Source organism: Aminobacter aganoensis, from assembly GCF_014206975.1.
In the GTDB taxonomy this organism is placed as follows: Bacteria; Pseudomonadota; Alphaproteobacteria; order Rhizobiales; family Rhizobiaceae; genus Aminobacter; species Aminobacter aganoensis.
This window is the reverse complement of record NZ_JACHOU010000016.1, coordinates 22,465-36,397: the sequence shown is the minus strand read 5'-3', so window position 1 is coordinate 36,397 and position 13,933 is coordinate 22,465. Positions and strand designations below refer to the sequence as shown.

Genomic DNA, 13,933 nt, shown 5'->3' with positions numbered 1-13,933 from the left:
GACCCGGCATCCGAGGGCAAGGATCGTCAGCGCTGATAGGCGGCCTTGGCGACCATCGTTCGCGTCGACAGGGCCCAGAACAGCAGGAAGCTGCTGGTGACGGTCGCCGGCGCCGAGAGCAGTTCCATGTGCGGAATGGCAAGCAGCACGATGCCGATGCCAACCGCCCCGAACCAGGCGACCATCCCCGGAGCATAATAGGCGGGGAAATCGTCGTCCGGCCGCGCGGCCTCTTCGCCCGTGCCGTCATGATGCCCGCACAGGATGTAGGCAAGCGCGACGCCGACCCATGCGACCACGAATATTCCCTGATAGGCGAGCGCGACGAGCAGGTACTGGAAGATGTTCGCGAGCATCACGAAATAGACGATGACGCCGACGATGACCGCCCAGACGTATTTCGGCATTTCCAGCTTGAATACCAACCGGAAGAAGGCCTGCATGTTGACCGTCGACAGATAGAAATTTGTCGTGTTGATCCGGGTCTGGCTGATCCACACGAACAGCAGCCCGAGCGCGCCCATCATCACGATGAGAGCCTTGACGACCGAGACTTCCGTCGTCGCACCCTCGAGCGGGATCGTCTGCACGAGGAAGATGCCGACGAGACCGTTGACGAAATAGGTAAGGGTGTAGAACGGCAGCCCGAAATTGAAGATGGCGTGGTAGTTTTCGTCCTCCTTCTTGCCGAAGCGGGCAAAGTCGAAGGTACACATCATCATCCACCAGACCCCCATGAAGGCGACGAAGACGTTAATCCAGCCATAGGGCGGGGCGCCGCCTTCCGGCGTCATGGTGAGCCAGGCATTGCTGTAGCCATAATGCGAGACTGCGTAGATCACCGTACCCATCAGGCCGAGCAGATACAGCGGCAGAAGGTAGCCGTTGAATTTGTCGAGCCAGTGCTGGACGCTTCCGAGGATCAGCGGCACGCTATATATGCAGACGATCAGCGCCGCGACCGCGAAGGTCAGGCCTTCAAAATAATAGGTCGCCGCAGTGGCGATCACCGAGCCTTCAAACACGGCGTAGTAGATACTGCTGACGGCGTAGATGAACGTGGCGATCGCGGATCCGTAGCGCCCAAACAGCAACCTGGAGAACAGCGAGACCGACAATCCCGAGCGGATCGCGTAGCGGGTTATCACGGCATTGATCGCCGAATACGAGATAACCGTCAGCACAAGGCCAATGATCGTATTGGCCGTACCATATATCTCGGCAAGTGTTGCCGAGATGATCAGAAAGAACATTGCGCTGCAGATGGCCCAAAAAGCCATCGTAAGATTGAGCTTCGGCATACGGCCACTTGGCGGAACAGGCCTTTGCGAATAGTCCAATTCGCCGGCGACGTCGAGACTTCCAGACATGGTTCCTCCTCCAGATTATCTTTTGATTGCAACTCCATTAGCTAAGAAGGCAGCAAGCTCGGGACCGAGCTTGCTGCCTTCTGCAGTCATGCGACCTTGAGTGTCGCCTTGGTGGTCTGTCCGGCGCTCCAGTAAGGTACCGTCCGGCGCTTCAGCATGTTGCGGAACTCGGCAGTCGTCTCGGGAAGAAGCTCACCCGAGCCCCAGTCGACGATGACCCCGTATTGCCGGATCAGATCGAACATATCGAGTTCACTTGCCCGATAGCGTGCCGCGATCTTCTCTGCGTCCTCGTTCAGCCAGTCCCTGCGGTGCGATGCGATCCTGGCGCGTTCGGCAAGCGTTGCCTGTTCGTCCAGCTTGTACTCGTTGAGATCGGCATCGACCTCGTGGACGACGACGCCGTAGTCCTTCTTGGCGCGCCCGATGGAGACGTAGCCTTCGATCACATCGTTCAGCACGCTTTCGATATCGCGCTTGAGAGGATCGCCAAGGCCACCGCCGCCTGCCGACGGGCGTTGGACGGTGTCGCCCTGCTGCAGCGGCACGCCTGAGAAGAGCGAGCCGAGATAACGCTCGCCTTCCTGGCCCTGGTTGATCCACACGCCGTGAGGAATGGACGGCAAGCCGCCCCACAGGCCCCAGGTGATCGAACGCTCGCGGTCGCAGCAATACGATACCACGGTGCGTTCGCAGGCGTAGAGCGTGCCACCTTTCTGGACGCCGAGACCACCACGGAACTCGCCTGGACCGCCGGAATCGACCATCAGTTCGTGGCAGGTGGTCAAGACGGGTGAAAGGCGCTCCTGCCCTTCGAACGGCTGCGTGCCGAGCTGGACGCCGAACACCGGACCTGTTGCAGCCCAGCCGTCACGGCCGTTGCGCGCGCCCCAGCCGCCGACCATCCAGTCGTACCACATGAAGTAGGGCTTGCCTTCGTGGCGAGTGTCGCGGCCACCGATCAGCAGGTAGTCGAGATTGAAGGTGCAGGCCATGGCACGCTCGGGCAGGACTTCTGCCCACAGCTCGAAGACCGCATTCATGATCTTCTCGAACGGACCCGATGCGAAGCCGGCAACCGGCGTCGGCCATTCGGCGTTGACGACCGACCCCAAGGGACCGGCATCGACCGTCACCACGCGGTAGAAGCCGGAGTTCATCGGAATGTCGGGCGACTGCATCTTGGTTCCGGCGACCACGGCAGCGAATGCGCCGCCGTAGCAGCAGTTGAGGAACGAACCGACGGACTTGGGATGCGACCCGGTCAGGTCGTAGTGGACGCGGTCGCCGTCGATGGTCATCTTGACCTTGATCGGGACGAGCCCTTCGCCCTCGTCCGGGTCCACGTCGATGTAGTCGATGGTTTCCCAGGTGCCGTCCGGAAGCTCCGAGATGCGCTGACGCGTCATGTCCTCGACGTAGTCCTGGACCTCGTTGAACGACTTCTTGATCGTTTCGACGCCATACTTGTCGCACAGGCGCTGGACTTCGCGCTCTGCAAGCCGGCAAGCTTCCGACTGGGCCTGAAGATCGCCGATGATGTCGTTCGGCGCACGCGTGTTGTGGGCGATCAGCTCGGCGACATCCGAGAGATAGACGCCCTTGCTGTAGACGCGCACCGGCGTGATGCGCAGGCCTTCGGCCATGTGATCCAGGGCATTGACGTTGAACGAGCCCGGAACGGCGCCGCCGACATCCGCCCAGTGGCCGTTGGCCTGGGCAAAGCCGAGCAGCTCGCCCTTGTAGAACATCGGCGCAAACAGGCGGGTGTCGTTGAAGTGAGTGCCACCCTGGTAGACATCGTTGATGACGAAGACGTCGCCGGGATGGACGTCGTTCCCGAACTTCTTGATCACCGCCTTGGCGGTCAGGTGAAGCGTGCCGACGTGAGCGGCGATGTCGCCGCTGCCCTGCATGATGGTGTCACCCTTGGGGTCGCAAAGGGCGGAGGAAAAGTCCCGGGAGTAGATGACGAACGAGTAGCATGTCCGCAGGATTTGCTCGGCCATCTGGTCGACGATGTTGACATAGGCGTTCTTCAGAACTTCGAACGTGACCGGATCGAGCGTACGGCGATCTTTTTTCAGTGCCATTTCTGTTCTCCAATACAATTGTGCGTAACGATGGGCGCGGTTCAGGAAAGCTGGGGAACGTGCATCTTGATGATCAGATACTCATCCACCTCCGCCTTGATCCCGGGCGGGACGACAATGGTCGAGTCGAGCTGGTCGATGATGGCAGGTCCTTCCACCACCGCGCCGGCATGCAGGGTCGAGCGGTCGTAGACCGGCGTCTTGATACGCTGGGGCGCCTCGTCGAACCGCACCATCCGTTCGCCGATCGGTGCCGGCAGCGGGGCCTTGCGCAGCTCGTGTTTCGCCAGTTCCGCCTTGCGGTTCAGGCCCGTCGCCTTCACCTGGATCCGGCACACCTCGACCGGGGCGTCCGGCCGGGAGTAGTTGTGCTCGCGGCCATGCTCTTCATGGAACTGCTTGACCGCCTCATCTAGGTTCGTGATGTCGGCATTCACCGGAATGGACATCGACCGCCACTGGCCGAGGTAGCGCATGTCGATGTAGCGCTGGAACAGCATCCGGTCGGGCGAGATGTCTTCGCTCAACAGCCGGTCGCGACCATCTTCCTCCAGGACGCGGAACGCGTTGTTGAGGTCGGTCATGTCGATTTCGCTGACCGTGTCGGTGTACATCTGCGTGATGTCGTGGGTGATGTCGACGAGCAGGCAGCCCAGCGCGGACGTGACGCCAGGGTTCGGCGGGATGAGCACGACCGGGATGTACAGGTCCCTGGCGAGTGCCACGCCATGCAGCGCGCCCGCACCTCCGAATGCGACCAGTGCGAAATCGCGCGGATCGTAACCCTTCCTCAGCGAGACGAGGCGCACGGCGTCCGCCATGTTGGCGTTCGCAACCTTCAGGATGGAAAGCGCCGCCTGCTCGGAATCCATCCCGAAAGGCTCGGCAATGACCCGGTTGATGGCACCTTCGGCAAGCTTGACGTCGAGCTCGACCTTACCCCCGGCAAGCTTGGTGCCGAGGCGCCCGAGGAACACGTTGGCGTCGCAGTTGGTCGGCTCCGTTCCACCCTGGTTGTAGCAGACGGGCCCAGGCGTCGAGCCCGCGGACTGCGGACCGTTGCGCAGGGCGCCGGCCGCGTCGCGCCAAGCCAGTGACCCGCCGCCGGCACCGATGGTCAGAACTTCGATGCTCGGGAAGCGGATCGGATAGCCATATTCCACGTGCCAGTCGTTGGTGACGTGGAGGTGGCCATCGGAGCACAGGCTGATGTCGGTGCTCGTGCCGCCCATGTCGAGGCTGATGGAGTTCTTGTAGCCAGCCAGTTCCGAGATGAAGCGGCTTGCGATCGCACCGGCGGCAATGCCGGACGCTGCGAGACGCGCGGCAAACTTGGTAGCGCCCTTGGCGGTCATCACGCCGCCACCGGAGTGGAGGAGCAGCACCTCGCCGCTATAGCCGCCGTCCTGCATGCGGCTCTCGAGCTCGGCGCCGTATTGTCCCGCGACCGGGCCAAGCACCGTGTTTGCGACGGTCGTGTTGAAGCGCTCGTGCTCGAAGATTTCCGGCATGATGTCGCTCGACAGCGAAATCGAAACCCCCGGCAGCTCCTCCAGCAGGATGTCGCGCATCCGCTGTTCGTTCTCGGGATTGACGAAGGAATTCACGAAGCAGATGGCAACGTTGTTGACCTTGCGCTTCCTGATCACGCGGGCAAGTTCGCGCGCCTCGGCCTCATCGACCTCCGCAATGACCTTGCCGGAGTAGTCGACGCGCTCCGTGACCACCAGGCGGTCGCGGCGGGGCAGATAGGGAGGAGCCATCTCCTTGTAGGTGTCCCAAAGGTCGTCGCGGGTGCCGCGCCGAATCTCGATGACGTCGCGAAAGCCCTTGGTCGTCACCATGATGGCGGGAGGGAAGCGACGGGTGATCAGGGCGTTGGTCGCCAACGTCGTGCCGTGCGAGAACAAGATGATGTCGCGCAGCGCGACGCCGCCTGCTTCGATCCCTCTGAGCACGCCGTCGATGGGGTCCGGCGTCGTCGGCGTCTTGGCTACGTGTATCTTTCCGGAAGCCTCGTTCAGGACGCACACGTCCGTAAACGTTCCGCCAACGTCGCAGGCAACACGCACCATTGACCTATCGGTTAGTTCTGCAGTCATAGACTCTTCCTCCATTCAACAGACGATAAAGTTACGATCGGGCAGGCTTCGCACCTTTTCAGGCACGGAGTTTTAGTTCCGAGAGCCGGATTCTTCGATTTTTGGAAAACATCAACGAAATGCAGTTTCGTACTGCATCGTCCTGATGTTTGATTTTGTGATAGCTTCGTTGCTAGCGTTTATTAATTCACGCTCAAGCAACCGATGAAATCGGATGCCATTTATAACAGCAAAACAAAAAAGCTCTCGCAGGCATGTTTCCCGCGAGAGCTTCTTTGCTCAATTTCTTTCGCAACGTTGCGACGATCTATTGGTACTGCGACATATCGGCACTGTCAATAGATTGATTCAGGAGAAACTAAATTTACTCCGTCGGCAACGCCTACAGCAGGTCCCGTGCGGTGATCACCGCCATGGCGATCGCCTCGATGGTCGTGCGCTTGTTCATGGCCTGCTCGCGCAGCGTCTCGTAGGCGACCTGTTCCGACACGTTGTTGGCGGCCATAAGGATGGCTTTTGCCTTGTCGATGTCACGATGCGCCTTCAGCTTTGCATCCATGCGCTCGACGCGCAGCCGCAATCGTTGTTCGCGCCTGTGGTTGTTCACGCTGAGCAGCAAATTCGCCAATATGCCGAAAGTGCGCAGCGGCAGGCCGATGACCGCCTGGGCACGCAGGCGCAGCACCTTCTCAACGATGATCGGGTTCTCGTAGTCGACGATGGCGATCAGGACGGCGGGCGGATCGTCGGCATTCCAGTTCAGCACGATATCGCCCTCGACGATCGGGCGAACGAAGACGAAGACCACGTCGGTGTTCGCCGGAATTTCGGCCGGGGGCGGCCAGTTGGTCTGAACTTGGCAGCCAATTCTGTTCAGGTGCTGCCACAACTCCTCGCCTTCGCTGCTCTTAGGCTGCAGCAGGAGCACCCGAAGGTGCCTGAGATCCTTGATCAGGATGGGAGCCGATCGTTCGTTCGGCGAATGTGGGCTACGTGATACCATCGTTCCTCTTGGTGGCAACGTCGGGCTTTCCGCGCCGGGGCAGGCTCGTCACATCGACAAGCAGTTTGCGGGACCCGTTTCTTTGGCTACCGGGCTAGTTCGAACGTATTGTCGGTCGCTCCTCCCCATTCGTTCGGATCATAGTTGGCAAGATAGGGGTCGGGCCGTACGGCGGCTTCTGATGCCGACAGGATTTCGAACTGGCCGTCTGTCCGCGCGCGGCCGATCTTGGGCCACACATGGGTGTGGGCGTTGTCCGGATCTATCCGCACCCGCCCCTGCGGCGCGTCGAACTCGATGCCCAGAACCGCCGGCCGCAGGATGTCGATCTCGTCGGTGTTGGTCTTGCGCATCGCCTCGGCCACGATCTTCACCTGGAAATAGGCCGCCTCCCAGCACATGTTCGTCACCACGTCGTCGCCGAACCTTGCGGCGTAACGTTTCATGCAGGCCTCGTTTTGCAGGCCGGGCTGGGCCTGGAAATAGGTCGCCGAGGTAATGTGCCCTGCCCCGGCGTCGTTGCCCATGGCCTGGATGTCGGATTCGCTCGTGGTCAGGCTTGCGATGGGCATGATCTTGGGGTCGAGCCCCGCCTCGGCGAACTCCTGGTAGAAATGAACGATGCCTTCGCCGACGAAGTTGCAGAAGATCACGTCGGGCCGGCTGCGCTTGATGTCGGCAACCAGCTTCTTGTAGGCGGAGCGCGGCGCATCCAGCTTGAGGTAGCCGCGACCAGCAACTTCGCCACCGTGCGTCACGACCATCTCCGTCATGATGCGGTCCGACTCGCGCGGCCAGATGTAGTCGGAACCGACCATGTGGAAGCGCTGGCCGACATTGGTCAGCAAATACTCCGCCAGCTGCGTGCTGTTCTGGTTGGGTGCAGCACCGCAGTAGATGGCGTTGCGGGAGTATTCGAACCCCTCATATTGAGCGGGGTAGCACAGCAATCCGTTGCGCCGTTCGACGGCTCGCAGCACCGCCTTGCGTGAACTCGACATGTAGCAGCCGAAGATGACCCTGACCCCGCTCTCGATCAGCAGCCGGTTGGCCAGCCTGTTGTAGAGAAACGGATCGCCGCCGGGGTCGAAATGGACCGCGACGAGTTCGCGTCCGTTTATGCCGCCGGCCTTGTTCACTTCGTCGATCGAAAACAGCGTGGCATTCAGCATGCTACGCTCCATGACCGCGGTTACGCCGGTTTGGGAAAACAGGACACCGACCCGGATCGGTTCTTTGGACAGATGTGCCGTCAAAATCCCAACTCCCTCAGGCATGTCAGGGAGCTGTCCGGTCTGGCGCGCCCTGAACCTCGAAACAAAAAAAGCGCCCCCTGCGAAGAAACCGCAGCAGAGCGCCTTTGCTCGATTGTGAGGACGCGATCCTCATCCTGATCTTGGCTCAAGCGGCGCCGCAACGCAAGCGGCCTCCTCCGCAGAATGCACGCCGACGCCAATCTGGCGGCGCGACGTTTGACAAGCGGATGGAACCGATGCGTCGCAGCACGCTGATGCCCTGCGGGACGACGCAGGGCGGTTATGGCTCAGATCGCGAACGACGTCTGCGGCGCCCGTCGGACCTGCGCGTTCCGGCTAACGCTGCCCGTTCGCTAAGACTGGGCGCTTTCAGGCGGACTCTGGATCGCCACGTCCCTCGGGATCGAGAACGCCATAATCCTGTGACTTCGTCCCGACAGTCGCTTCCAGAAAGCCCTCTGCGGCCAATCCTCGACGCAACAACTCGCGAACGGCGGAAGCCCGGCTCGGCATTCTCCGTTGGAAGCGGAAGTCCTCGACAGCCGCCAATTCATCCGCATTGAGCATTATCTGGAGGCGTTCGCCTCGCTCAAGCTCAGGCATCGATACCACCACCGTTGGCATGAACTGCTGAATGAGTAAGTGACTAAGACTTGGTGCTTTGCTGCAATTTAGTCAAGAGCATCATAGGCACAGCAGTTTCATTCGGCGGACAAGCCCCATTTCGACCTTTCCACACACTTCTGTAATTAGACTAACTATATGATTTTATTAATAAAATTAAAAAAATCACTTGCCATGTCGCAGGCAAGGGAGGATGATCGCGCAATGAGGAGATTTCTTATGCGCACGCTGTCGCAGGAGCTGTGGAACAAGATATCGGCGGCCGTCGCCGCCGCAAGGTTGACCAGCCCCATCAATGTCATTGAGATCGCCGAGGAGATCCAGAACCGGAACCGGCATGAAAACGTGGCCTTCGAAGACATCTTGAGCTGTGTCCTGGATGTCGCGAAGTGCACCGGAGAGCCGCTGTTGTTTGAGAAGCTTGCCAGCACTCCCGAAGGTCCCGAGATCATCAAGCTGAGCAGAACGACCGGTCATTTCGTCTAGCGCATCGTTGCGCATAGCGGTCTTAACACCAGATGCGGAAAGATCGACCTCCGCCGCCGGCCCATCTGGGAAATTCTTGGTCGCACCCCTCCATCCGCATCCATTTCAGGCCGCCCCCATCGTTTCGAGAGCCTACCTTTGGCGGAACCACCAGGGACGTCGCGCATTTGTGCCAGGAGGACAGCGACAGGAGCGCGGTATGAGACCCTTGCTGATAGCCGTGAGCGGCCTTGGTTTGGCGTTGGTCATGTTCGTGAGCGGGTTGATTGCTGCCACCGCGTTCTTCACGGCCGAGCCGGAACGGCAGCTTGCCTTGAGCACAGACGACGTCTGGACTGACCGACCGCTGAAGGTGAACCCGGCAACCCAGGAATTCGACCGTCTGGCAGCCAGACCTGTTCCGCAGCAAGTGCCCGCCAGGGCCCCAACCCAACGCACAGTGACAAGCGTCGTTGCCGATACCGCCAAGACCGAGCCCCCCTTACCCGAGGCCAGCACCCAGCCCCAGCAAGGCCTACAGGCCGAGACGACTACAGCGCATTTGCAATGGTGCTCGGATCGGTATCGTTCTTATCGACCCGACGACAACAGCTACACCAGCTACAGTGGCGAGCGGCGCGAATGCCTTTCGCCATATCTCGGCGCGGGCGACGGATCTGCGGACGAGTACACCTACGAGGAAACCACATACCGGCCATCGCAAGCCCAGCCCGAACTGGCCTACGCAAGCGAGGACGCTGCCTATGTCGGCGCGGATCATGTGGACTACTGTTTCAGCAGGTATCGATCCTATCGACCCGAAGACAACACCTACCAGCCTTACGATGGCGGTCCGCGCAGACAGTGCCGCTGAACGCCGGCCGCTATCTCCTGACGCCCGGCCGGGCGCGAGCGGGCGCGGGATGCGGGGCGTAAGTCGCCGCCGCAATCGGCCCCTATCGACCGCCTTTTCGTCAGCCCTGTCCGGAAATCGATAGCCGTCAGACTGGCCGGCGTGCCATGCGCCAGCTACGCCGACGGAAACGATGGCGAGAAGATCTCCTCGACGGGAGGATGGCGCCAGGTACGGGCCGGATACTTGGCGATCAGTCCCTCGAACTGAGCCTGGGCTCGATGACGATAGGCTTCGAGATCGATGCCTGGCAGTTGGCGATCTTTCATGACCACCCGACCGTTGACGATCGACATCTTGAAATCGCGTCCGGTACCGCTCAGCATCATCGTCTGGATCGGGTCGATGACCTGACCCAGTTCGAAGGCCGAGAGATCGAACAGTGTCATGTCGGCCTTGGCGCCCACGGCGAGCCGCCCAAGATCCGGACGGCCGAGCGCATCGGCGGCGACGATCGTGGCGGCATTGTAGAAATCGGCCGAACTGCACGCCGTCACATCGCCCTCGGCGACACGGCACAGGCTGATGCCGAGCCGCATGTTTTCGACCATGTCGGGCGGGAAGGTGTCGGTGCCCAGACCGATCGCGATGCCCGCCTTCTTGAGCCGGGCAAACGATTCCATCATCCCGCCATACCGCGACAGCACCAGCGGACAGTGGATCAGCGCGGCACCGGAAGCGGCAAGAATGTCGACATCGTTGCCCTTGCGTTGGATGGCGCTGTGGCCGGTGACGTAGACGCCATGCGGCAGCAGGGAGCGTTTCGACAGGAAACCCATCGATGACAGCCATTCGACCGGGGTCTTGTCGTAGCGTGCGACTATGCTGTCGAATTCGTCGAGCCCCTGGCAGCAATGCAGTCGGATCGGGCAGTCGAGTTCCTCAGCCACCGCGGCCGAGCGCCGAATGAGTTCGGGCGTGCAGTTTTCGATCCGGTCGGGCGCCAGCATGCCGCGGACCAGGCCGTCATGGCCGCCATCGAACTTGCGGACATAGTCACGGGCAGTTTCCAGTCCCTTGAGCCCGCGCTCCTCGTCCCAATGAACGCCGAAGCTGCCATCCTCACGGATCAGCGAGACCCCGGTCATGTAGCATGGTCCCAGATAGGCCCTGATGCCGACTTCGGCGGCGCTGTCGGCGGAGCGGGCGAACTCGTCGTAGGTCTCGGCCCATTCGCGATAGAACATCGAGGTGATCGGCAGCGCGGTGGTTATGCCATTGCGGATCAGTTGAACGAAGGCGTACTTCATCTTGAAGGTCTGCTCTTCGGCCGAATACATTTCGACCGGACCCGAGGAAATATAGTCCTCCGGCCAGACCCTGCCCTTGGCCCAGTCGGGCTGGTTGTCGAACGCAAGCACGGTGGTGTCGAGATCGGCCAATGCATTGAGGTCGATGAAGCCAGGCCCGAGGATGGCATTGCCGCCATCGATCTCGCGGTCGACCGGCCCTTCATAGACCCGCCCGACAAAGACGATGGAGTCGCCGCGATAGACGACCTCCGCGTCCTTCATCGTCCGGTGGCCTTGACCGTCAAAACCGATGACGTAGCGCGCTTTCACTCGTGTCGTGGTCATGCTGGAAGCTATCCGGTTGTGATGATTGAAAATTGTCGTGGTGAACGGCGCGCTGGCTACGGAACCATCGGACCGGCCCACCTGTCCAGGCCGACCGGCGTATCGAGCGCCTTGAGATACATCTGCCGATAATACGGCTCGAGTTCATCGGCGGCCGACTTGCAGCGCACCATGTAGTCGGAGAACTCGCCGGCAAGCGACCGTGCCTCGGCCTTGATAGCTTCCTCGTCGACCGTCAGGAGCTTGCGGTTGTCCATGACGATCTCGCCGCCAACCATGGTGGTGACGACCGAGGAGCCGTTCTCGCAATAGACGAGTTGCCGCCTCAGGTCGTTCAGCGGCGTGAACGCCAGAGAATTGAGGTCGAGCAGGATGATGTCGGCCTGGAAACCGGGCGCGAGACGCCCAGACGGTTGCGGCAGCCGCATTGCCTGTGCGCCACCCGACGTCAGCGCGGTCAGTATCTCGACCGGCCGGGGCCAGTCGTCATACTGGGGGTCGCCGATATTGTGCACCAGGCCGGCAACCTTGGCCACGGTCCAGAGATTGATGCCGTCGTCGGTGGAAGCCTCATCATTGCCGATGCAGACATTGATCCCGGCCTTCTGCAACCGCCGGAACGGCATGACGCCGCTGCCGATCTTGAGGTTCGACACAGGATTGTGCGCAACCGAGCACCCCGAGCCGGCAAGCAGCGCGATGTCGTTCTCATCGACCCAGATCGAGTGGATGACCATCGCCTGTTCGTTGAGCACGCCCAGGTCGTGGACATAACGGATCAGCGACTTGCCGAAATTCTCCTGGCCAAGCACCCGCTGCAGGCGGGTTTCCAGAATGTGCATGTTGTAGGGAATGTCGCGTTCGCGGGCGATCCGGCCAAGCGCCTGCAGATAGGCCGGCGTCACGCGCTGCGGCGCCGAGCATGACACCGCGCAGCGCAGCCGGCCGGATGCCGCGCCATGCCAGTTCGCCATGAACCGGTCGTAGCAGCCCAGCAGTTCGGCATCCGTCATCAGGCGCACCTCGCTCATGCGCTTGAGCAGCTGCGGGGGAAGAAGGTCCTTCAGGAAAGGATATTTCTGGTGCTCGGGAACATTGGGCTGGTCGAGCGTGACGGTGGCGCGAATGCCGGCATCGGCATAGGCACGCATGACGGCATCGACCTCGTCGTCGGTGACCACCGGCACGAAGAAGCAATCGTCGTGGACGGAGGTGACGCCCTGCTTCAGCATTTCGATGCAGCCGAGCATCGTCCGCACATAGGCGAAGCGCGGCGAGGCCACCTGATCCATCAGCGGCGGCACCTCGTAGAGCATGAACAGCTCGAGCGGCGAGTTGCCGAGCGCACCCTTCATGAAATTGCCGGGCGAATGAAAGTGCCCGTTGACGAGACCGGGCATCGCCAGAAGCCCCTTGCCGTCGATGACATGGGCGCCTTCACGCGCTTCCTTCGCGGCACCCGGCCCCAGGGCTTCTATCTTGCCGCCCGAGATGACGATGTCGGCTTCGGCATATTCGGTGTCCCGCTCGTCGAGCGTCAGGATGCGCGCGTTTCGAATGACCGTCTGCATCGCCATCACGCCTTGCCTTCATCGCTATCCGAAGGCGCGGCGCGATGCTTGACGAGTTGCAGCCTGGTCTTGGGATCGAGCGAATCCCGCAGCGAGTCGCCGAGCAGGTTGAAAGCCATCACCAGCACGGTGATCGCAAGGCCGGGCAGCGCTGCGATATGCGGCGCGACGAAGACATAGCTCCTGCCCTCGCTGGTCATGATGCCCCATTCCGCGATCGGCGGCTGGACCCCGAGACCCAGGAAGCTCAAACCGGCTGCGGTGATGACGACGGCACCGACGATGGTGCAGCTGTAGACCACTGAAGCGGCCACCACGTTGGGCAGCATCTCGACGAACAGGATCTTGAGATCCGACGTCGCCATCGCCTTGGCCGCCTCGATATAGGCGAGCTCGCGCTCCTGGCTCGCGGCGGCATAGACCACGCGCGTGTTGTAGGGGATCAGGGTGACCACCAGCGCGATCATCATGTTGCCGAGGCCCGGCCCCATCAGTGCCGCGAGCATGATCGCCAGCAGCGCCATGGGGAAGGCGAAAAAGACGTCCATCACCCGCATCACCACCTCGCCGAGGCGCGGGTACCAAGCGCCGATCAGCCCGAGCGGGATCGAGATGGCCGCGCCCAGGATGACCGGAACGACGCCCGAAAGCAGGGTCAGGCGCGCGCCATAGATCAGGCGCGAGAGGATGTCCCTGCCCTGGTGGTCGAGCCCGAGAAGATGACCCGGCGTGCCCGGCGGTTGCAGGCGCAGGGCGGGATCGGCCTCATTGGGCGGGAACGGCGCCAGATAGGGAGCGAAGATCGCGCAGAGCACCAGCAAGAAGATGATGACCGCCGCAATGCGGGCCACCGGATCGCCGAGGACGCCGCGCCAGACGAAATAGAGGTTGGAGCGACGCGCCGGGCTGAAGCGCTGGCTGGAAGCAGGACTGGTCGTTGCCATGGAGGTCACGCTCAT

General features: G+C 61.4%; 11 protein-coding genes. 2 read left to right on the top strand and 9 right to left on the bottom strand.

Going from position 1 to position 13,933, the window contains the following annotated elements:
* Positions 1–26: 26 nt before the first annotated feature.
* From GGR00_RS22215 to GGR00_RS22190, 6 genes are all read right to left on the bottom strand, one after another.
* Positions 27–1,253 (bottom strand): purine-cytosine permease family protein, encoded by a 1,227-nt coding sequence (locus GGR00_RS22215; protein ID WP_244487791.1) that lies wholly within the window; start codon positions 1,251–1,253, stop codon positions 27–29.
* Between the two features lie 203 nt (positions 1,254–1,456).
* The gene (locus tag GGR00_RS22210; RefSeq protein WP_055973326.1) at positions 1,457–3,463 is read right to left on the bottom strand and encodes a hydantoinase B/oxoprolinase family protein; all 2,007 of its coding nucleotides are present in this window, start codon (positions 3,461–3,463) and stop codon (positions 1,457–1,459) included.
* A gap of 41 nt (positions 3,464–3,504) precedes the next feature.
* On the bottom strand, positions 3,505–5,565 hold the full coding sequence (locus GGR00_RS22205) for a hydantoinase/oxoprolinase family protein (RefSeq protein WP_184701220.1): 2,061 nt from the start codon (positions 5,563–5,565) through the stop codon (positions 3,505–3,507).
* Positions 5,566–5,947: 382 nt separating this feature from the next.
* Positions 5,948–6,568, bottom strand: coding sequence for an ANTAR domain-containing response regulator (locus tag GGR00_RS22200; RefSeq protein WP_055973332.1), 621 nt, complete (start codon positions 6,566–6,568; stop codon positions 5,948–5,950).
* Between the two features lie 86 nt (positions 6,569–6,654).
* Positions 6,655–7,845 carry a transporter substrate-binding domain-containing protein gene (locus GGR00_RS22195; RefSeq protein WP_184701218.1) on the bottom strand — a complete coding sequence of 397 codons (1,191 nt, stop codon included), beginning with the start codon at positions 7,843–7,845 and terminating at the stop codon, positions 6,655–6,657.
* A 348-nt stretch (positions 7,846–8,193) separates the two neighbouring features.
* Complete coding sequence (locus tag GGR00_RS22190) at positions 8,194–8,427, bottom strand: hypothetical protein (RefSeq protein WP_082496481.1); 234 nt, start codon at positions 8,425–8,427, stop codon at positions 8,194–8,196.
* A gap of 240 nt (positions 8,428–8,667) precedes the next feature.
* On the opposite strand from GGR00_RS22190, the gene GGR00_RS22185 reads away from it, so the two are divergent.
* Both GGR00_RS22185 and GGR00_RS22180 read left to right on the top strand, forming a co-directional pair.
* Positions 8,668–8,934, top strand: a complete 267-nt coding sequence (locus GGR00_RS22185) for a hypothetical protein (protein WP_184701215.1) — start codon at positions 8,668–8,670, stop codon at positions 8,932–8,934.
* Positions 8,935–9,133: 199 nt separating this feature from the next.
* On the top strand, positions 9,134–9,787 hold the full coding sequence (locus GGR00_RS22180) for a BA14K family protein (RefSeq protein ID WP_184701214.1): 654 nt from the start codon (positions 9,134–9,136) through the stop codon (positions 9,785–9,787).
* A gap of 155 nt (positions 9,788–9,942) precedes the next feature.
* Here GGR00_RS22180 and GGR00_RS22175 read toward each other — a convergent pair whose 3' ends face one another.
* The 3 genes from GGR00_RS22175 to GGR00_RS22165 are packed head-to-tail and all read right to left on the bottom strand — an operon-like array spanning position 9,943 to position 13,933.
* The gene (locus tag GGR00_RS22175) at positions 9,943–11,403 is read right to left on the bottom strand and encodes an amidohydrolase family protein (protein WP_184701212.1); all 1,461 of its coding nucleotides are present in this window, start codon (positions 11,401–11,403) and stop codon (positions 9,943–9,945) included.
* A gap of 56 nt (positions 11,404–11,459) precedes the next feature.
* On the bottom strand, positions 11,460–12,980 hold the full coding sequence (locus tag GGR00_RS22170; RefSeq protein ID WP_244487794.1) for an amidohydrolase family protein: 1,521 nt from the start codon (positions 12,978–12,980) through the stop codon (positions 11,460–11,462).
* Positions 12,980–13,933: an ABC transporter permease gene (locus tag GGR00_RS22165; RefSeq protein WP_244487795.1), complete on the bottom strand. Its 954-nt coding sequence runs from the start codon at positions 13,931–13,933 to the stop codon at positions 12,980–12,982. The genes GGR00_RS22170 and GGR00_RS22165 overlap by 1 nt, the downstream gene beginning before the upstream one ends.

Excerpts from the sequence above, each read along its gene's own strand:
- GGR00_RS22170 (WP_244487794.1), bottom strand. The coding sequence starts at position 12,980 with ATGGCGATGCAGACGGTCATTCGAAACGCGCGCATCCTGACGCTCGAC.
- GGR00_RS22200 (WP_055973332.1), bottom strand. The coding sequence starts at position 6,568 with ATGGTATCACGTAGCCCACATTCGCCGAACGAACGATCGGCTCCCATC.
- GGR00_RS22175 (WP_184701212.1), bottom strand. The coding sequence starts at position 11,403 with ATGACCACGACACGAGTGAAAGCGCGCTACGTCATCGGTTTTGACGGT.
- GGR00_RS22210 (WP_055973326.1), bottom strand. The coding sequence starts at position 3,463 with ATGGCACTGAAAAAAGATCGCCGTACGCTCGATCCGGTCACGTTCGAA.
- GGR00_RS22205 (WP_184701220.1), bottom strand. The coding sequence starts at position 5,565 with ATGACTGCAGAACTAACCGATAGGTCAATGGTGCGTGTTGCCTGCGAC.
- GGR00_RS22215 (WP_244487791.1), bottom strand. The coding sequence starts at position 1,253 with ATGTTCTTTCTGATCATCTCGGCAACACTTGCCGAGATATATGGTACG.
- GGR00_RS22195 (WP_184701218.1), bottom strand. The coding sequence starts at position 7,845 with ATGCCTGAGGGAGTTGGGATTTTGACGGCACATCTGTCCAAAGAACCG.
- GGR00_RS22165 (WP_244487795.1), bottom strand. The coding sequence starts at position 13,933 with ATGAGCGTGACCTCCATGGCAACGACCAGTCCTGCTTCCAGCCAGCGC.
- GGR00_RS22190 (WP_082496481.1), bottom strand. The coding sequence starts at position 8,427 with ATGCCTGAGCTTGAGCGAGGCGAACGCCTCCAGATAATGCTCAATGCG.
- GGR00_RS22180 (WP_184701214.1), top strand. The coding sequence starts at position 9,134 with ATGAGACCCTTGCTGATAGCCGTGAGCGGCCTTGGTTTGGCGTTGGTC.
- GGR00_RS22185 (WP_184701215.1), top strand. The coding sequence starts at position 8,668 with ATGCGCACGCTGTCGCAGGAGCTGTGGAACAAGATATCGGCGGCCGTC.